Source organism: Variovorax sp. V213 (assembly GCF_041154455.1).
Lineage (GTDB): Bacteria > Pseudomonadota > Gammaproteobacteria > Burkholderiales > Burkholderiaceae_C > Variovorax.
Window position 1 is genome coordinate 3,612,399 of the sequence record NZ_AP028664.1, and the last position, 17,574, is coordinate 3,629,972.

The window sequence follows — 17,574 nt, forward strand, 5'->3', positions numbered from 1 at the left end:
ATGGGCTACATCCTCAGGCGATTTCTCTCGACGCTGCCGGTGATGGCCGTCGTGGCGGTGGTGGTCTTCCTGCTGATCCACCTTTCGCCGGGCGACCCCGCGGCGCTGATCGCGGGCGACCTGGCCTCGGTCGAAGACATCGAGAAGCTGCGCGCCGCCCTGGGCCTGAACCTGCCGCTGTGGCAGCAGTTCGCCATCTGGGTCGGCAGGCTCTTCACCGGCGATCTCGGCACGTCGATCTTCACTCAGGTGCCGGTGGCGCAATTGCTCTCGCAGCGGCTGGAGCCCACGGTGTCGATCGCCGTGCTGACCATGGCGCTCACGCTGGTGCTGGCGGTGCCGCTGGGCACGCTCGCGGCCTACCGCGCGGGCAGCTGGATCGACCGGCTCGTGATGCTGTTCGCGGTGCTCGCGTTCTCGGTGCCCGTGTTCCTGGTCGGCTACCTGCTGATCTATGCCTTCGCGATCCAGCTGCCGTGGTTCCCGGTGCAGGGCTACGTGCGCTTCTCCGACAGCCCGGCCCAATGGCTGCGCGGCCTGGTGCTGCCCTGTGTGAACCTGGCGCTGGTGTACATCGCGCTGGTCACCCGTATGACACGCGCCACCGTGCTGGAGGTGCTGCACGAAGACTACATCCGCACCGCGCGCGCCAAGGGCCTCGGCGTGCTGCCGGTGCTGGGCCATGCGCTGCGCAACGCGGCCATTCCCATCGCCACCACGGTGGGTGTGGGCATCGCGCTGCTGATCGGTGGCGTGGTGGTGACGGAGACCGTGTTCGCCATCCCGGGCGTGGGCCGGCTCGTGATCGATTCGGTGCAGCGCCACGACTACCCGGTGATCCAGAGCGTACTGCTGCTGTCGGCCGGCGTGTACGTGCTCATCAACCTGCTGATCGATCTGAGCTACCGCCTCTTCGATCCGCGCATCACGTACTGACGACCTCATGTCCAGCGTACTTCCGACAAGCGAACTCCCGATGCCCATCGCACCCGCCGCCACGGCCGACGACGCGCCCTTCGCGCCGCCGCGCTGGCGCTGGGTGCGCAAGCATCCGACCCTGATCGTCGGCGGGTTGCTGCTGGCCGCGGTGGCTGCCGTCTCCATCGCCGCGCCATGGATCGCCACCTTCGATCCGCAGGACATCGACCCGCTCGCGCGCATGCAGCCGCCCTCGGCCGAGCACCTGTTCGGCACCGACGCGCTGGGCCGCGACGTGTTCAGCCGCGCGGTATGGGGCGGGCAGGTGTCGATGATCGTGGGTGCATCTGTGGCGCTGCTCGCCACTTTCTTCGGGGTGCTGATCGGCCTCGTCGCGGGCTTCGTGCGCTGGGCCGACGGGCCGGTGATGCGGGTGATGGACGGGCTCATGGCCATTCCCGGCATCCTGCTGGCCATTGCGCTCATGGCGGTGACGCGCGCCAGCCTCACGACGGTGATCGTCGCCATCACCGTGCCCGAGATTCCGCGCGTGGTGCGGCTGGTGCGCTCGCTCGCGCTCACCTTGCGCGAGCAGCTGTATGTGGAAGCCGCGCACGCGGTCGGCACGCGGCTGCCGGTGATCCTGCTGCGCCATGTGCTGCCCAACATGGTGGCGCCTTTGATCGTGCAATCGACCTTCGTGGCCGCCGCCGCGGTGCTGACGGAAGCGGCGCTCTCCTTCCTCGGCGTGGGCGTGCCTGCGCAGACGCCGAGCTGGGGCAACATGATGGCCGAGGGCCGCAACTTCGTGGCGGTGGCGTTCCACATCATCCTGTACCCGGGGCTGCTGCTGGCGGCCACGGTGCTGGCGATCAACCTGCTGGGCGACGGCCTGCGCGATGCGCTCGACCCGCGCCTGGCGCGGCAACTGTGAGGCCTCCCATGGCACCCATGTCCCACCTCGCGCTCGCGCCCGGCGAGCCCCTGCTCGAAGTCGACAACCTGCGCACCCATTTCCACACGCTGGCCGGCGTGGTGCGCTCGGTCGATGGCGTTTCGTACACGGTGCGCGCCGGCCGCACGCTCGGCGTGGTCGGTGAATCGGGCTGCGGCAAGAGCGTGACCGCGCTCTCGATCCTGCGGCTGGTGCCCACGCCGCCCGGCCGCCACATGGGCGCGGTGCGCCTGCGCGGCACCGACCTGATGCAGCTTGGCGAGCGCGAGATGCGGCAGATCCGCGGCAACCGCATCTCGATGATCTTCCAGGAGCCGATGACCTCGCTGAACCCGGTGCTCACCGTGGGCCGGCAGATCGCCGAGACGGTGCAGCTGCACCAGAAGGCCAGCCGCGCCGAGGCGCTGCAGCGCGCGGTCGAGATGCTGCGCGTGGTGCAGATCCCCGAACCCGAGCGGCGCGTGAACGAGTATCCGCACCAGCTCTCCGGCGGCATGCGCCAGCGCGTGATGATCGCGCTGGCGCTGGCCTGCAACCCCGAGGTGCTGATCGCCGACGAGCCGACCACGGCGCTGGACGTGACCATCCAGGCGCAGATCCTCGACCTCATCAAGCGGCTTCAGAAGGAACTGGGCATGGGCGTGGTGATGATCACGCACGACCTCGGCGTGGTGGCCGAGAGCTGCGACCGCGTGGTCGTGATGTATGCGGGACGCAAGGTGGAGGAAGCCGACGTGGTCGACCTGTTCGACCGGCCGCTGCATCCCTACACCCGCGCGCTGATGGCCTCGATGCCGTCGATGAACACGGCGAGCACGCGGCTGGCCGAGATTCCGGGGCTGGTGCCGGCTGCGCACGAACTGGGCCGAGGCTGCGCCTTTGCGGCGCGCTGCAGCCACGCACGCGAACGCTGCCGCACCGAGACGCCGCAGCTCACGCTGCAGGGCGGCGACCACGTGGTGGCCTGCTTTGCTGTCGAGGAAAACCGGGCCGATGCGGAGGTGACCGCATGACCGCAACCGCCGCTCCGCTGCTCCAGGTGCGCGACCTGCGCAAGCACTACATCTCGCCCCAACGCTGGCTGCGGCCGGCAAGGCCCGCGATCCAGGCGGTCGACGGGGTCTCGTTCTCGGTGGCGCGCGGCGAAACGCTGTCTCTGGTGGGCGAATCGGGCTGCGGCAAGACGACCACCGCCAAGTCGGTGATGCGGCTGATCGAGCCCACCTCGGGCTCGGTGGCGCTCGATGGCGAGGAGCTGCTGACGCTCTCCGCCAACGAGATGCGGCTGCGGCGGCGCGAGCTGCAGATCATTTTCCAGGACCCGTATGCCTCGCTCAACCCGCGCCTCACGGCCGGCGAGATCGTGGCCGAGCCGATGCGCAACTTCAGCGACTTCGGCATGGGTGCGGCGGCCGAGCGGCGCGAACGCGTGCAGTGGCTGTTCTCGCGCGTCGGCCTGCGGCCCGAGGCGGCGAAGAAGTTCCCGCACGAATTCTCGGGCGGACAGCGGCAGCGGCTGGGCATTGCGCGCGCGCTGGCGCTCAACCCCAAGCTGATCGTCTGCGACGAGCCAGTGTCCGCACTCGACGTGTCGGTGCAGGCGCAAGTGGTGAACCTGCTGATGGACCTGCAGGCGGAGCTGGGCATCGCCTACCTCTTCGTGGCGCACGATCTTGCCGTGGTGCGCCACATCAGCCACCGCGTGGCCGTGATGTACCTCGGCCACATCGTCGAGATCGCCGATCGCGACACGCTGTTCTCGGCCCCGCGCCATCCGTACACGGAGATCCTTCTCTCGGCAGTGCCCGTGCCGAACCCGCGCACTCCGGCGCGCCGCATGCTGCTGCAGGGCGATCCGCCGAGCCCCGCGAATCCGCCATCGGGCTGCCGCTTCCACACGCGCTGCCCGATGGCGCAGGCGGTGTGCAAGGAAAAACTGCCCGAGTTGAGCGAGCGCGCTTCGTCTTCGAACGGCGGCCACTGGGTCGCCTGCCACTTCCGCTGAAAGGCTTCATACATGACCGACAAGACACCCCACTACGACCTGCTGATCCGCGGCGGCACCGTGATCGACGGCACCAAGGCGCCACGCTTCGAAGCCGACGTGGGCATCGTCGCGGGCCGCATTGCCGCCATCGGCCGGCTCGCGGGCCACACGGCGGACCAGACGCTCGACGCCACCGGCCGCATCGTCGCGCCGGGTTTCATCGACTCGCACACGCACGATGACCAGGCCGTGCTTTCGCAAGCGCAGATGCCGTTCAAGGTGTCGCAGGGCGTGACCACCGTGATTGCGGGAAACTGCGGCATCAGCGCCGCGCCGCTGCGGCAGGACATGGAACTGCCCATGCCGCTCAGCCTGCTCGACACGCCGGCAGAGGGCCGCTTCACGACCTTCGCGGCGTACCTCGATGCGCTGCGCGCCAGCCCGTCGTCGGTGAACGTGGCCGCGATGGTGGGCCATTCGACCTTGCGCGCCGTCGTCATGTCCGACCTCGACCGGCCTGCGAACGGCACCGAGATTGCCGCGATGCAGGCGCTGGTCGAGGAAGCCATGCAGGCCGGCGCGATCGGCCTTTCGACCGGTACCTTCTACCCGCCGGCCGTGAAGGCGACGACCGAGGAGATCATCGAGGTCGGCCGTCCGCTCACGCCGCGCAAGGCGCTCTACGTGACCCACATGCGCGACGAGGCGGACCGGGTGATGGAGTCGCTCGAGGAAACCTTCCACATAGGCCGGGCGCTCGACGTTCCCGTGGTGGTGTCGCACCACAAGGTGCAGAACGCACGGAACTTCGGCAAGAGCACGGTCACGCTGCCCTTCATCGAGGAGGCCATGCGGCACCAGTGCATCGGACTCGACTGCTACCCGTACACGGCGGGCTCCACCATGATCCGCACCGACCGCGGCATGATGGAAGGCCGCGTGCTGATCGCGTCGAGCGTGCCACACCCCGAGTGCGCGGGCCGCGACCTGAAGGACATTGCCGCCGGATGGGGCATCTCCGGCGAAGAAGCCGCGAAGCGGCTTTCACCCGGCAGCGCGATCTATTTCATGATGGACGAGGACGACGTGCAGCGCATCCTCGCCTTCGAAGACACCATGATCGGCTCCGACGGCATTCCGCACGGCGAGAAGCCGCATCCGCGGCTGTGGGGCACCTTTCCGCGCGTGCTGGGCCACTACAGCCGCGACATCGGGCTCTTTCCGCTGGAGACGGCGGTATGGAAGATGACCGGGCTGACCGCGCGCAATTTCGGGCTGCACGAGCGCGGCGCGCTGAAGCCGGGCCATCATGCCGACGTGGTCATCTTCAATGCCGCGACGGTGCGTGACACTGCCAACTACGCGACTCCGACCTTGCCGGCCGAAGGCATCGATGCGGTGATCGTGAACGGTGCCGTCACCTGGCGGCACGGCGCGCACAGCGGCGCGCGCAACGGGCAGGTGATCACGAGGCGCGAAGCGGGCTGACGGGGATGATCAATCGGGTGCGTTCATCACCCGGTCGAACTCTTCGTCCGCGGGAACGTTGTCCGCGTCGAGTTCACTGGCATCCGTCAGGTCGATGCCGGTTTCGTCCGACAGCTCGTCGGTGGCTTCGGATTCCGATTCTTCGAAATCTTCGACAGGCGAGTCGTCGTCGTCATCCTCTGTCGATGGCGGAGCAGAACGCTTCTGGGCGTCGACGTTGTTCATGATCGGTTCCTCGGCGATGGCATGGGCGAGACATTCGTCATACCCCCAATGGTGCACCTCTTTCGGGTGCTTTGCGTCATTCCCCTGATCGGCGTCGGTTTCGGAAAGTATCCATTCGCTGCCGGTCAGTCCTTGTGCGCCGGGTTGCCCTCGCCTTCGTGCGCTTGGCCATGCTCCGCGTGGCCGTGTTCCGCATGGCCATGGTCGTGCTCGCCGTGGGCGAGCCGGCTCACCAGCGTGACGAGTGCAATGCCGACGATCAGCCATGCGATCTGCGCGGCGGTCTGCCGCGCGGGCAGTCGTTTCTGCAACTGGGGAATCAGGTCGGCCAGCGCCACATAGACGAAGCTGCTGGAGGCCAGCACCAGAAAGTACGGCAACAGCCCGTGCAGCCGATCGACCAGCCACCACCCCACGATGCCGCCGAGCATGGTCATGGTGCCGGCCAGCGATACCTTGACCAGCGCCGCACGCTGGTTGGCCGAACTCTGGCGCAGCACCACCAGATCGCCGATGTGATGAGGGATTTCGTGCGCAAGCACGGCCACGGCCGCAACCAGCCCGAGGCGGATGTCCGCGATGAAGGCCGACGCGATGAGGATGCCATCGCCGAAGCAATGCACGCTGTCGCCGGTGAGCACCGCCCAGCCGCCGCCCGCGCGGGGCGCATGGCCGTGGCCGTGATCGCCGTGGTCGTGGTGCGCATGGCCATGACCGTGGTCATGCGCATGCGCGGCCGCCTGCTGCCCGATCGGTCCCGGCAGCGCGTCGCCGTGGTGATGCTCGTGTCCGTGGTGCCACAGCTCGGCCTTGTCGAGCAGGAAGAAGAACACCAGTCCGAACAGCAGCACGCCGAACAGCATCGCGGGCTCGATGCGGCTCTCGAAGGCTTCGGGCAGCAGGTGCATGAAGGCCGTGGCGAGCAGCGCGCCCGCGGCCAGGCTGAGCAGGTGCTGCGAATTCACGCCGCCCGATCCGCTGCGCACGCCCACGCGCAGGAGCAAGGCGGCCAGCCACACGCTTCCGATGCCGGCGACCAGGGTGGCCAGGATGATCACTATCAAATTCATAGCTGCAATATCGATGGGCATCGATGCCCGATACCGTTCATAAAAAGAGAAAGGCCGTCACTGGGACGGCCTTCGGCGGTGGGTGGCTACAGGCTGTCGTCAGACGACGCCATTGGCTTTGAACCAGGCGGTGGCGCGCTGCCATCCGTCTTCGGCCGCGCTCTTTACATAGCTCGGGCGGTAGTCGGCATGGAACGCGTGGCCTGCTTCGGGATACACGACGAAGCTCGAAGCCTTGGCAGCCGGGGTTCCATTTGCCAACGCTGCTTTCATCTTATCAACCGTGTCAAGGGGGATGCCCTGGTCCTTGCCGCCGTAGAGGCCGAGCACCGGGGCCTGCAGGTTGGCCGCAACGTCGATGGGGTGCCGGGGCGTCAGTTCGCTGGGCTGGCCGACCAGCCGCCCGTACCAGGCCACGCCCGCCTTCACCTTGCCGGTGGCGGCATAGAGCCACACGAAGCGACCGCCCCAGCAGAAGCCGGTGATGCCGGCCTTGGCCACGTTGCCGCCATTGGCCGATGCATACGAAAGTGCGCCATCGAGGTCTGCCAGCACCTGGGCATCGGGCACCTTGCTCACGATGTCGGCCTGCAGCTTCGGGATGTCTGTGTAGCTGCGCGGATCGCCCTGCCGCGCATAGAGTTCGGGGGCGATGGCCAGGTAGCCCAGTTGCGCGAAGCGGCGGCAGGTGTCGGCGATGTACTCGTGCACGCCGAAGATTTCCTGGATCACCAGGATCACGGGCAGCCCGGTCTTGCCGGCCGGCGCGGCCGCATAGGCCGGCACCTCGAAGCCGTTGACGGTGTACTTGATCGGCCCGGCCTTCAGGCCTTCGGCCGAGGTGCTGATCGCGGTCTGCGCCATGACCGGCATGACGGCGGCCGCATAGCCCACACCGATGGCGGCCTTGAGTGCGGTGCGGCGCGTGGCGCCCTGCTCTGTGCTCTCGCCGGGGCGAAGCGAATCGAAATCGGAACGGCTGTCGTCGCGAAGGGACATGGGTGGAGCTCCAGTTGAATCGTCGAACAAAGGGGCATGCGCCAAAACGCACGCCGCAATGTAGGCGAAATCAGCCCGGCCCGTACGTCGGCAGGGCTTGATGCCCGCCGAGCCGCGCTAGCTGCGCTAGCCGCGATACGCGCGCCGGGCCAGCGCGGAAGCCAGCACCTGCGCCGGGTCGACCAGGCTCAGCCCGGCCGCGGCGGCCGAACCCTGCAGCCCGAGCGGCACCTCGGTACAGCCCATGATGATGGTGACCGGCCCGTGGCGTTCCGCGAGCCGCAGCGCCACGTGCGAAAAGCATTCTTCGGCAAGCCGCATGTTGCCCGCCTTCACGCCGTCGAAGATGCCGCGCGTGATGATGCGGCGTTCTTCCGCCAGCGGCACATGGCAATCGAGCCCCGCCTCGGCCAGCGCCTGTTCGTAGAGCCGCACGCGGTAGGTGCCCTCGGTGGCCATCAGCGCCACGTTGCCCGCACCCTGCGCGGCAAGATGCTGCGCCACCTCGCGCGCCATGTGCAGCAGCTCGACCTGCGGAAAGCGCTGCTGCAACCGGTCATGCCAGGCATGCGCGGTGTTGCAGGCAATGGCCACCGCCTGGCTGCCCAGCGCGGCAAGGCGCCCCAACGCCTGCAGCATCGGTTCGAGCGGCTGGTGCGCGCCGTTCTCGGCCGAGCTCAGCGCATCCGTGCGGTCGGGCACCGGCACCTGCGCCAGCCAGTGCTCCGGAAAAGACTGGTCCCGCACCGGCTCCCCCCGCGCGCGCATCTGCTGGGCGCAGGCCTGCACGAACAGCCGCACGAAGTCGGCCCCCGCCGCAGGTCCCATGCCGCCCAGAATGCCAACTACGTTTGTCGAAACCATGGTCTTTCTCTGTTTCAGGAATACCGCGGAACCGGCTTTGCCGGGCCGCTGGTATTGCCCCCGGTAGGGGGTGGGCGAAGCGATACGAAGTGCGCGCAGCCTGGGGCGAGCTTAGATGGCCGGTTTGTCCGAAGGGGCCTTGATGTTGTCCTTGAGCTGTTGGCTCATGGGCAGGTTCAGCGGCGCGTTCTTCGGCGGGATCGGCGACATGAACCACTTGGTGTAGAGCTTCTCGAACTCGCCGCTCTTCATCATGCCGATGAAGGTGTCGTCCACCAGCTTCTTGAAAGCCGGGTCGTCCTTGGGCAGCATGCAGGCATAGGGCTCGACCTGGAGTGCCTCGCCCACCACCTCGTAGTCGGCCGGGTTCTTGGCGTTGGCAATGAGGCCATACAGCAGGATGTCGTCCATCGCAAACGCCAGGGCACGGTCGCTTTCCACCAGCAGGAATGCGTCGGCGTGGTCCTTGCCGAGTACGATGTCCATGTCGAGATTCTTCTCGGTGTTGTACTTGCGCATGACCAGCGCATTGGTGGTGCCGGTGGTGCTGGCCACCGTCTTCTTGGCCAGGTCGGCGTAGTTCTTGATCTTGGAAGACTTCTTCACCAGCAGCCGCGTGCCGGTGTAGAAATGGTTGACGGCAAAGGCCACGTCCTTGCCGCGTGCACTGTTGTTGGTGGTGGAGCCGCACTCCAGATCCACGGTGCCGTTGGTGATCAGCGGAATGCGGTTCTGCGAGGTGACGGGCATCAGCTGCACCTGCAGGCTGGGCTTGTTGAGCTTCTTCTTCACTGCCTCGACCACGGCGTTGGAGAGTTCGACCGAGAAGCCGATCGGCTTGTTGGGGCCGTCCAGGTAGCTGAAGGGCACCGACGACTCGCGGTAGGCGAGCGTGATCTTGCCGGACTCGGCAATCTTGGCCAGCGTGTCGGCGGCCTGGACGCCGGTGGCGGAAAACAGCACCACGGCAGCGGCGGCCATCAATGCGGAGAGTTTCATGCGAGCCTTCTTCAGATGGGTTGAACGGAACGGCCAGTGTAAGAAGGAGTGACGCACTCCGACAATTCCAATTGAACCCTGGGCCATACCCAAAGGTTATGGGCTGCAGGGCATGCGGTTTGGCTATGGGCCACGGCGCTTTTGGCATTTCCGGCCGGCGTGGCGGGCCCCTACAGTCGAAACTGTCTCTCTTCCTCACTTCCGGAAAGTTGCCTTCATGCATGTGTGTGTGCTCGGTGCCGGTATCGTGGGCCTGGCCACCGCCTGGCAACTCGAACGCCAGGGCCATCAAGTCACGGTGATCGACCGCGCAGCCCCCGGTGCGGGCGCAAGCGGCGGTAACGGCGCACAGCTCAGCTACTCGTACGTGCAGCCGCTGGCCGACCCGTCGATCTGGCGCCAGTTGCCCAAGCTGCTGCTCTCGCCCTCTTCTCCGCTCAAGCTGCGGCCTCAACTCGATCCGCTGCAGTGGCGCTGGGGGCTGGCCTTTCTCGCGGCCTGCAATGCACAAACCTCGCACGACACCACGGCGCAGCTGCTCGCACTGGCCGCGTTGAGCCGGACCGAATTCGAGGCGATGCAGGCGGACATCGCGCCGGACTGCGATTTTTCGGCCACCGGCAAGCTGGTGCTCTACGCCACCCCCGCATCGCTCGAAGGCGCGCGCGCGCAGCTCGAACTCCAGCGCACCATGGGCAGCGAGCAGCGCATCGTGTCGTCCGACGAGTGCGTCGCCATCGAGCCCGCGCTCGCGGGCTATCGCAGCCAGATGGCCGGTGGGGTCTACACGCCGAGCGAATGCGCGGCCGACTGCCTCAAGGTCTGCGCCGAACTCATGCGCGTGCTCAGCGGGCGCGGCGTGCGCTTTCTGCTCGGCGCCGACGTGCACCGCTTCGCCCGCAGCGAAGGCCGCGTGGCGGCGGTAACGACGAGCGCGGGCGACATCGAGGCCGATGCCTTCGTGATGGCGCTGGGCTCGGCCTCGCACAAGCTGGGGCGCGCCATTGGCGCCTACCTGCCGGTGTATCCGCTCAAGGGCTACAGCATCACGGTGGAGGTCGATCCTTCTCCGGGCGCCGCACCCCGCGTGAACGTGACCGACAGCGCCCGCAAAGTGGTGTTCGCACGCATCGGCTCGAGGCTGCGCGTGGCCGGCATGGCGGAACTGGTGGGGCACGATGCGAGCATTCCGGCCACCCGCATCGAGACGCTGGCGGCGGCCACGCGTGCCCTCTTTCCGCATGCAAGCCGGCTCCAAGAACTGCACCCATGGACAGGCATGCGCCCAGCCACGCCCAAGGGGCTGCCGATCATCGGACGGCTGCCAGGCGCCCCGGCGAACATGCTGTTCAACACCGGCCACGGCGCCCTGGGTTTCACGCTGGCCTTCGGCTCGGCGCGGCGGATTGCACAAGCCCTGGAGCCCGCGGCCTCCTGAACGGCCGGCACACAGATCGCGTCAGACCGCCTGCTCTATGGCCTCGCGCATGCAGCGCGTGATGCCGCGCACCGCCACCGAATCGGGCTTTCCCGCAAAACGCAGCGCGCGCACCGGCACCGGAATGTGCGGCTCCAGCGCCAGCACGTCGACCTTGGTGCTGTCGGCCGAACGGGCCGTGCATCCATCGACCAGCGCCACGCCCAGCCCGTGGTGCGCCATCGACAGCGCGGCGTGATAGGTCTGCACCGTGACCACCGCCTGCTGGAAGCCCACGCCCGCCTGGCGGCAGGCCTGGCTCAGGCTGGTACCCACCGGGTCGCGGCTGTCGAGCCCGATGACGGGCCGGTCGACCAGGTCGTGCAGCGCCACCGACCCGTTGCGCACCAGCGCGCGCGAAAGCATTCCCTTGGGCGCGACGCACACCATGCGCGTATCGGCCAGCGTTTCCTGCGTGAGCGAGGGATGCACCGCGGGGCTGAAGACAAAACCCACGTCGGCCTCCTGCAGCAGCAGCGCCGACATGATCTGCGGAGAGTGCAGCGACTCCACGGTGATCGAATAGCCCGGGTGCTTTTCGCGGAAGGCCTTGAGCGCACGCGGCAGCACCTCGTAGCTCAGCGCGAGCACGCTCAGGATGCGCAGTTCGCCGGTGTCGCTGCCCGCGCGCAGGTTGGCGGCAAGGCGCTGCACCTCGTCGAGCTGCGCAAACAGCCGCTCGATGTGCGGATACAGCGTGAGTGCCTCGGTGGTCGGCGTGAGCCGGCCCTTGGCACGCTGGAACAGCGGAAAGCCCAACTGCAGCTCGGCATGCTGCAAGGTACGGCTCACCGCCGGCTGCGTGATGTTGATGAGCCGCGCCGCCGCGCTCACGCTGCCCGTGAGCATGATGGCGTTGAAGACCTCGATGTGGCGCAGGCGCATGGCCGGGTCAGTTGCCAGGGAGCTTGTTGCGGGAGAGATCCATCACCATGCGGGTTGCAAGATAGAGCCTCGGCTCGATGGAATCGACCAGCACGTATTCGGCATCGGCCGAGTGCGCGCCGAAGCCTTGCAGCCCGAAGCGCTCGACCACCGGCGCCTTGGTCTTGAGCGCGGCAAAGGCGGCATCGGTGCCGCCGCCGGCCACCGCGTCGTCGGCGCCCAGCGGCCTGCCGAGCTCGTCCCTGTAGATCTGCTGCGCATGCTTTGCGAGTGCGCGCGAGGCATCGGTGGCCTCGAGCGGCGGGCGGCGCCTTTCGAACTTCATCTCGACCTTGGCCTCGGGAACGAGCTGCTTCTTCACGCGCTCCTGCACCTGCTGCTCGATGCGGTCGTAGTCGCTCACCTTGAGCACGCGCACGTCGGCGCCCGCGGTGGCGCTGGCCGGAATCACGTTGCGGTTGCTGCCCGAGCGCGAGATGGTCCAGTTCATCTTGAGACCGGTCGCGGGGTCGGACAGGTCGCGCATCTGCAGGATCTGGTGCGAGAGCTCGTAGAGCGCGTTCACGCCCTGCTCCGGCGCCGACCCTGCATGCGAGGCCTTGCCCGTGACGTTCAGCGTGACCGAGGCAATGCCCGCGGTGGCGAGCGAGAGCTTGTCTTCCTTGACCGAAGCGCCCTCGAACGACAGCACCGCGTCGTGCTCTCCGCCAAGCCGCGTGATGAGCGTGCGCGAACCCGGCGAACTGATTTCCTCGTCACCATTGATCAGCACCGTGAGCGTGCCGTAGTCCTTGAACTTCAGCGCCTGCAGCATCGCGACCGTGTGCGTGATGACCGCGACGCCCTGCTTGTCGTCGGCAATGCCCAGGCCATAGGCCTTGTCGCCTTCGACGCGGAACGGCTGCTTGTTGAGCATGCCCACGGTGTAGACCGTGTCCATGTGCGCGATGAGCATGATCTTCTTCTTGCCCGTGCCCTTGAAGGTGGCGCGCACAACGCGGCCGATCTTCTCGGGCGTGTCTTCCATGCGGTAGGCGTCGGCGCTCGGGTCGATCAGCTCGACCTCGCCGCCCATGGCCTTGAACTTGGCGGCGATGAGGTCGGAGATTTTTTCGAGCCCTTCGAGATCGCGGCTGCCCGATTCGATGGAGACCAGTTCTTTCAGCGTCTCGAGCAGGGCGGGCTTTTCCTTGGCGGCGAGCGCGGCGATGCGGGCATCGGGCGCGGCAAAGGCGGTGCCGAGCCATGCGGCGCAGACGGCGGCGAGGAGGAATTTGCGGGGCTGGATTTTCATGGGCGTGCTTCTTCTTTCTTGGTCGGGATTCTGGTCAATGCGCCTTGTCCCAATTGGGACCGATGCCGATCTCGGCCAGCAGCGGCACCTTGAGTTCCGCCACGCCGGCCATCAGGCGCGGAATCTCGGTGCGCACCCATTCGACCTCGGCCTCGGGCACTTCGAACACCAGTTCGTCGTGCACCTGCATGATCATGCGGGTGGCGCGCTTCTCTTCGTCAAGCACGTTCTGTACCTTGATCATGCTGAGCTTGATCAGGTCGGCCGCGGTGCCCTGCATCGGCGCGTTGATGGCCGCGCGCTCGGCGCCGCCGCGGCGCGGGCCGTTGGGCGAATTGATCTCGGGCAGGTACAGGCGCCGTCCGAACACGGTCTCGACATAGCCCTTTTCCTTTGCGAGCGCCTTGGTCTCGTCCATGTACGCCTTCACGCCCGGGTAGCGCGCGAAGTAGCGTTCGATGTAGGACGCCGCGGCCTTGGTTTCGATGCCCAGGTTGCGCGCGAGCCCGAAGCTGCTCATGCCGTAGATGAGCCCGAAGTTGATCACCTTCGCGTAGCGGCGCTGCTCGCTCGACACCTGGTCGGGCGTGGAGCCGAACACTTCCGCCGCGGTGGCGCGGTGCACGTCGATGCCTTCGCGGAAGGCGCGCAGCAGCGACTCGTCGCCGCTGATGTGCGCCATGATGCGCAGCTCGATCTGCGAGTAGTCGGCGCTGGCAATCACGCTGCCGGCCGGCGCAATGAAGGCTTCACGCACGCGGCGGCCTTCGGGCGTGCGGATCGGAATGTTCTGCAGGTTGGGATCGTTGCTCGACAGGCGCCCCGTGACCGCCACCGCCTGCGCATAGTGCGTGTGGACGCGGCCGCTGCGCGGGTTGGCCAACTGGCCCAGCTTGTCGGTGTACGTGCCCTTGAGCTTGGACAAGCCCCGGTGCTCGAGGATCTTGGCCGGCAGCGGATAGTCCTCGGCCAGTTTCTCGAGCACTTCCTCGTCCGTGCTCGGTGCGCCGCTCGGCGTCTTCTTGACGACCGGCAGGCCCAGCTTGGTGAAGAAGATCTCGCCGATCTGCTTGGGCGAACCCAGGTTGAAGGGCTGGCCCGCGATCTCGTAAGCCTCCTGCTCGAGCGCCATGATGCGCGTGCCGAGTTCATGGCTTTGCGCCGCGAGCGTGGGCGCGTCGATCAGCACGCCGTTGCGCTCGACGCGGTAGAGCGCCTCGCTCGAATCCATCTCGAGCTGGTAGATGAAGCGCAGCTTTTCGTCGCGCTCGATCTGGGGCCACAGTGCCAGGTGAACGTCGAGCGTCTGGTCGCTGTCCTCACACGAATACTCGGCGGCCTTGGCGATGTCGACCTGGCTGAACGGAATCTGGTGTGCACCCTTGCCGCACAGGTCTTCGTACGAAATGCCGCTGCGGCCCAGGTGGCGTTCGGCCAGGCTTGCGAGGCCATGCGGCCGGTGCGCCTCGAGCACGTAGCTCTGCAGCATGGTGTCGTGCGCATAGCCCTGCACCTCGATGCCGTGGTTGGCGAGCACGTGGCGGTCGTACTTGATGTGCTGGCCGAGCTTTTTCTTCGCAGGGTTTTCGAGCCAGGGTTTGAGCCTGGCGAGCACTTCGTCGATGGGCAACTGCGCAGGCGCGTCGGGATAGTTGTGCGTGAGCGGAATGTAGGCCGCCTCGCCGGGCTCGACGCTGAAGCTCACGCCGACGATGCGCGCGACCATCTCGTCGAGCGAGGTGGTCTCGGTGTCGATGGCGGCCAGCTCGGCGGCCTCGAGCTTCGCGAGCCAGGCGTCCAACTGCTCCCAGCTCGTGATGGTCTCGTACTTCAGGTTGCTCGCGGGCGCTGCCGCCTCCATCGCGCCGAGGTCAGCCGATTCGTCGAACAACCCGCCCTGATCGCTGCTTGCCGCGCCGCCGCGGGCCGTCTGCTTCTTGATGTTTTCCTCGATCAGCTCCGGCGGCACTTCCAGTGCCTCGAGCGACTTGACCAGGCTCTTGAAGCCGAACCTCTCGTAGAAAGGCTTGAGCTCGGCGGTTTGCGGCGCGCCCACCGGCAAGCCTTCGAGCGACGGGAGGCCGGTGACGTGGCCGGCCAGGTCGCAATCGGTGCGGATGGTGACGAGGTTCTTGCTCAACGGCAGCTTGTCGAGTGCCTTGCGCAGGTTCTCGCCGGCCTGGCCTTTCACCTCGGCGGCGCGTTCGATCAGCGCGTCGAGCGAGCCGTATTCGAGCAGCCACTTGGCAGCGGTCTTCGGGCCGACCTTCTCGACACCGGGCACGTTGTCGACCGCATCGCCGACCAGCGTCTGGTAGTCGATCATCAGGTTGGGCGGCACGCCGAATTCCGCCGTGACCCCGGCCACATCGCGCCTCTTGCCATTCATCGTGTCGATGATGGTGATGTGCTCGTCCACCAGCTGGCTCAGGTCCTTGTCGCCGCTGGACACGATGACCTCGACGCCCTGCAGCGCCGCCGTCCTGGCGAGCGTGCCGATCACGTCGTCGGCTTCGATGTCGGGCACGCAGAGCACCGGCCAGCCCATGAGCTTCACCACCTCGTGGATGGGTTCGATCTGGCTGCGCAGATCGTCGGGCATGGGGGAACGGTTGGCCTTGTATTCGGGGTACAGGTCGTCGCGGAACGTCTTGCCGGGCGCGTCGAAGATGCATGCCGCGTAGTCGGCGCGGACCTCGCGGCGCAGCGCGGTCATCATGTTGATCATGCCGCGGATGGCGCCGGTCGCGGGGCTTTTCGGATCGCCGGGCACGGCCCGCAGGTCGGGCATGGCATGGAAGGCGCGGTAAAGATAGCTCGAGCCATCGACGAGCAGCAGCGTTTTCTTGTCGGTCATCGGGCCATTTTGCCGTGCCCGGACCGGGCTCCCGAACCACGGCGGCAAGCGCCGCCCGCCGACACGCTGGAAGCGGCCCCGAGCCTACAATCCTCGCATGCCTAGCCCCACACTCCTGGTCGCCCGCCGCATCCTGCTGGCGCTGGCCTTTGCCGTCCCTTTTGCCGCCGTCCAGGCGCAGCCCGCACCTGCCGGCGCCTCCGCGCCGCCCGAGTCGCTACAAAATCAGGAGCAGGCCGACGGCCGGCGCAACCAGAAGGTCGAGCACATCCACACGGAAGACAGCGGCGCCTCGGTCGACGAGGTGCGCTACGGCGGCCGTACGCAAAGCATCAACGTGAAGCCCAAGGCCAACGTGCCGGGCTACGAGGTGCGGCCGAACGATCCAGGCGCGCGGACGGGTTCGGGCGACGCAAACTCGAACGGCAACGGCGCCCGGGTCTGGAACGTGATGAAGTTCTGACCGTGCCGCGCTTTCAATCTGCAGCGACACGCTGAGCACCGCCATGGCAGTTTTTACCGAAGTCGAATTCGGCGAGGCCGACGCGCTCGTGCAGCGCCTGGGCCTGGGTCCCCTGCGCGAGCTTCGCGGCATCGAGGGTGGCATCGAGAACACCAACTACTTCGCGACCACCGAGACCGGCGAGTTCGTGCTGACGCTGTTCGAACGCCTGGGCGCCGAGCAGCTTCCGTACTACCTTTGTCTCATGAAGCACCTGGCGGGCCGCGGCCTGCCGGTGCCCGAGCCCGTGGCCGATCCGGCCATCCAGCCGCCGTCGGGACACGCACTGACAATCCCCGCGAACGCCCCGTGCGAACTGCTGCTCAAGGTGGCAGGCAAGCCGGCCGCGCTGGTGCAGCGGCTCTCGGGCCGGAGCGAACTCGCACCGCGCGCCGCCCATTGCACCGAACTGGGCGCCCTGTTGGCGCGCATGCACCTGGCGGCGCGCGACTTTCCGCGCATCCAGGCGAACCTGCGCGGCCTGGCCTGGTGGAACGACACCGTGCCGGTGGTGCTGCCCTACGTCGATGAATCGCAGGCCGGGCTGTTGCGCGCCGAACTCGCCTACCAGAACCACGTGGCCGAGTCGTCGGCCTATGCGGCGCTGCCTCGCGGACCGGTGCACGCCGACATGTTCCGCGACAACGTGATGTTCGCCACCGGCGAAGACGCCGGCGTGGCACCGCGCCTCACCGGCGTGTTCGACTTCTACTTTGCGGGCACCGACACCTGGCTGTTCGACCTGGCCGTGTGCCTGAACGACTGGGCCATCGACCTCCCGACCGGCCAGCACGACGCCGAACGCGCCGACGCGCTGCTGTCGGCCTATGAAAACGTGCGCCCGCTGAACGCGGCCGAGCGCGCCCTGCTGCCCGCCATGCTGCGCGCCGCGGCGCTGCGCTTCTGGATCTCGCGGCTCTGGGACTTTCACCTGCCGCGCGAAGCCAGCATGCTGAAGCCGCACGACCCGGCGCACTTCGAGCGCGTGCTGCGCGAGCGCGCTGCCCATCCGCACGCCATGGCGCAGTCGCTCGAACCGCTGGCCGCCTGATTC

16 protein-coding genes are annotated in these 17,574 nt (G+C 67.3%); 8 read left to right on the top strand and 8 right to left on the bottom strand.

The genetic code is table 11. The features are described 5' to 3' along the window. Genes ACAM55_RS17205 through ACAM55_RS17225 form a run of 5 tightly spaced genes read left to right on the top strand, consistent with a single transcriptional unit; the run spans window position 1 to window position 5,348 of the window. Window positions 1-936, top strand: a complete 936-nt coding sequence (locus ACAM55_RS17205; protein ID WP_369652706.1) for an ABC transporter permease — start codon at window positions 1-3, stop codon at window positions 934-936. Window positions 937-943: 7 nt separating this feature from the next. Beyond that, window positions 944-1,852 carry an ABC transporter permease gene (locus ACAM55_RS17210; RefSeq protein ID WP_369652707.1) on the top strand — a complete coding sequence of 303 codons (909 nt, stop codon included), beginning with the start codon at window positions 944-946 and terminating at the stop codon, window positions 1,850-1,852. A gap of 8 nt (window positions 1,853-1,860) precedes the next feature. Beyond that, entirely contained in the window at window positions 1,861-2,886 is a 1,026-nt protein-coding gene (locus tag ACAM55_RS17215) for an ABC transporter ATP-binding protein (RefSeq protein ID WP_369652708.1), read from the top strand. Further along, window positions 2,883-3,878 carry an ABC transporter ATP-binding protein gene (locus ACAM55_RS17220; protein ID WP_369652709.1) on the top strand — a complete coding sequence of 332 codons (996 nt, stop codon included), beginning with the start codon at window positions 2,883-2,885 and terminating at the stop codon, window positions 3,876-3,878. Before ACAM55_RS17215 ends, ACAM55_RS17220 begins: the two co-directional genes overlap by 4 nt. Before the next feature lie 12 nt (window positions 3,879-3,890). Beyond that, window positions 3,891-5,348, top strand: a complete 1,458-nt coding sequence (locus tag ACAM55_RS17225; protein WP_369652710.1) for an amidohydrolase family protein — start codon at window positions 3,891-3,893, stop codon at window positions 5,346-5,348. Window positions 5,349-5,357: 9 nt separating this feature from the next. Here the strand turns inward: ACAM55_RS17225 and ACAM55_RS17230 are convergent, their stop codons facing one another. The 5 genes from ACAM55_RS17230 to ACAM55_RS17250 all read right to left on the bottom strand — a co-directional run bounded on the left by ACAM55_RS17230 (window position 5,358) and on the right by ACAM55_RS17250 (window position 9,505). After that, window positions 5,358-5,573 (bottom strand): hypothetical protein, encoded by a 216-nt coding sequence (locus tag ACAM55_RS17230; RefSeq protein ID WP_369652711.1) that lies wholly within the window; start codon window positions 5,571-5,573, stop codon window positions 5,358-5,360. A 125-nt stretch (window positions 5,574-5,698) separates the two neighbouring features. Next, window positions 5,699-6,643, bottom strand: a complete 945-nt coding sequence (locus ACAM55_RS17235; protein ID WP_369652712.1) for a ZIP family metal transporter — start codon at window positions 6,641-6,643, stop codon at window positions 5,699-5,701. Between the two features lie 99 nt (window positions 6,644-6,742). After that, window positions 6,743-7,642 (bottom strand): dienelactone hydrolase family protein, encoded by a 900-nt coding sequence (locus tag ACAM55_RS17240; RefSeq protein ID WP_369652713.1) that lies wholly within the window; start codon window positions 7,640-7,642, stop codon window positions 6,743-6,745. 126 nt (window positions 7,643-7,768) lie between these two features. Continuing rightward, window positions 7,769-8,506: an aspartate/glutamate racemase family protein gene (locus ACAM55_RS17245; RefSeq protein ID WP_369652714.1), complete on the bottom strand. Its 738-nt coding sequence runs from the start codon at window positions 8,504-8,506 to the stop codon at window positions 7,769-7,771. 111 nt (window positions 8,507-8,617) lie between these two features. Beyond that, on the bottom strand, window positions 8,618-9,505 hold the full coding sequence (locus ACAM55_RS17250) for a transporter substrate-binding domain-containing protein (protein WP_369652715.1): 888 nt from the start codon (window positions 9,503-9,505) through the stop codon (window positions 8,618-8,620). Between the two features lie 217 nt (window positions 9,506-9,722). On the opposite strand from ACAM55_RS17250, the gene ACAM55_RS17255 reads away from it, so the two are divergent. Then, window positions 9,723-10,943: a D-amino acid dehydrogenase gene (locus ACAM55_RS17255; RefSeq protein ID WP_369652716.1), complete on the top strand. Its 1,221-nt coding sequence runs from the start codon at window positions 9,723-9,725 to the stop codon at window positions 10,941-10,943. Window positions 10,944-10,964: 21 nt separating this feature from the next. Here ACAM55_RS17255 and ACAM55_RS17260 read toward each other — a convergent pair whose 3' ends face one another. The 3 genes from ACAM55_RS17260 to polA are packed head-to-tail and all read right to left on the bottom strand — an operon-like array spanning window position 10,965 to window position 16,018. After that, entirely contained in the window at window positions 10,965-11,867 is a 903-nt protein-coding gene (locus ACAM55_RS17260; RefSeq protein ID WP_369652717.1) for a LysR family transcriptional regulator, read from the bottom strand. A 7-nt stretch (window positions 11,868-11,874) separates the two neighbouring features. Further along, complete coding sequence (locus tag ACAM55_RS17265) at window positions 11,875-13,161, bottom strand: M20/M25/M40 family metallo-hydrolase (protein ID WP_369652718.1); 1,287 nt, start codon at window positions 13,159-13,161, stop codon at window positions 11,875-11,877. 34 nt (window positions 13,162-13,195) lie between these two features. Beyond that, window positions 13,196-16,018: a DNA polymerase I gene (polA, locus tag ACAM55_RS17270; RefSeq protein ID WP_369652719.1), complete on the bottom strand. Its 2,823-nt coding sequence runs from the start codon at window positions 16,016-16,018 to the stop codon at window positions 13,196-13,198. A gap of 97 nt (window positions 16,019-16,115) precedes the next feature. Here polA and ACAM55_RS17275 point away from each other — a divergent pair, with 97 nt between their 5' ends. Both ACAM55_RS17275 and ACAM55_RS17280 read left to right on the top strand, forming a co-directional pair. Beyond that, entirely contained in the window at window positions 16,116-16,481 is a 366-nt protein-coding gene (locus ACAM55_RS17275; RefSeq protein ID WP_369652720.1) for a hypothetical protein, read from the top strand. Window positions 16,482-16,524: 43 nt separating this feature from the next. Further along, a complete protein-coding gene (locus tag ACAM55_RS17280) occupies window positions 16,525-17,571 on the top strand; it encodes a homoserine kinase (RefSeq protein ID WP_369652721.1) in 1,047 nt (348 codons plus the stop codon). Window positions 17,572-17,574: the final 3 nt, after the last annotated feature.

What these genes read in the sequence shown, in the direction of transcription:
- ACAM55_RS17205 (WP_369652706.1), top strand. Translation starts at nt 1, where the DNA reads ATGGGCTACATCCTCAGGCGATTTCTCTCGACGCTGCCGGTGATGGCC.
- ACAM55_RS17210 (WP_369652707.1), top strand. Translation starts at nt 944, where the DNA reads ATGTCCAGCGTACTTCCGACAAGCGAACTCCCGATGCCCATCGCACCC.
- ACAM55_RS17215 (WP_369652708.1), top strand. Translation starts at nt 1,861, where the DNA reads ATGGCACCCATGTCCCACCTCGCGCTCGCGCCCGGCGAGCCCCTGCTC.
- ACAM55_RS17220 (WP_369652709.1), top strand. Translation starts at nt 2,883, where the DNA reads ATGACCGCAACCGCCGCTCCGCTGCTCCAGGTGCGCGACCTGCGCAAG.
- ACAM55_RS17225 (WP_369652710.1), top strand. Translation starts at nt 3,891, where the DNA reads ATGACCGACAAGACACCCCACTACGACCTGCTGATCCGCGGCGGCACC.
- ACAM55_RS17230 (WP_369652711.1), bottom strand. Translation starts at nt 5,573, where the DNA reads ATGAACAACGTCGACGCCCAGAAGCGTTCTGCTCCGCCATCGACAGAG.
- ACAM55_RS17235 (WP_369652712.1), bottom strand. Translation starts at nt 6,643, where the DNA reads ATGAATTTGATAGTGATCATCCTGGCCACCCTGGTCGCCGGCATCGGA.
- ACAM55_RS17240 (WP_369652713.1), bottom strand. Translation starts at nt 7,642, where the DNA reads ATGTCCCTTCGCGACGACAGCCGTTCCGATTTCGATTCGCTTCGCCCC.
- ACAM55_RS17245 (WP_369652714.1), bottom strand. Translation starts at nt 8,506, where the DNA reads ATGGTTTCGACAAACGTAGTTGGCATTCTGGGCGGCATGGGACCTGCG.
- ACAM55_RS17250 (WP_369652715.1), bottom strand. Translation starts at nt 9,505, where the DNA reads ATGAAACTCTCCGCATTGATGGCCGCCGCTGCCGTGGTGCTGTTTTCC.
- ACAM55_RS17255 (WP_369652716.1), top strand. Translation starts at nt 9,723, where the DNA reads ATGCATGTGTGTGTGCTCGGTGCCGGTATCGTGGGCCTGGCCACCGCC.
- ACAM55_RS17260 (WP_369652717.1), bottom strand. Translation starts at nt 11,867, where the DNA reads ATGCGCCTGCGCCACATCGAGGTCTTCAACGCCATCATGCTCACGGGC.
- ACAM55_RS17265 (WP_369652718.1), bottom strand. Translation starts at nt 13,161, where the DNA reads ATGAAAATCCAGCCCCGCAAATTCCTCCTCGCCGCCGTCTGCGCCGCA.
- polA (WP_369652719.1), bottom strand. Translation starts at nt 16,018, where the DNA reads ATGACCGACAAGAAAACGCTGCTGCTCGTCGATGGCTCGAGCTATCTT.
- ACAM55_RS17275 (WP_369652720.1), top strand. Translation starts at nt 16,116, where the DNA reads ATGCCTAGCCCCACACTCCTGGTCGCCCGCCGCATCCTGCTGGCGCTG.
- ACAM55_RS17280 (WP_369652721.1), top strand. Translation starts at nt 16,525, where the DNA reads ATGGCAGTTTTTACCGAAGTCGAATTCGGCGAGGCCGACGCGCTCGTG.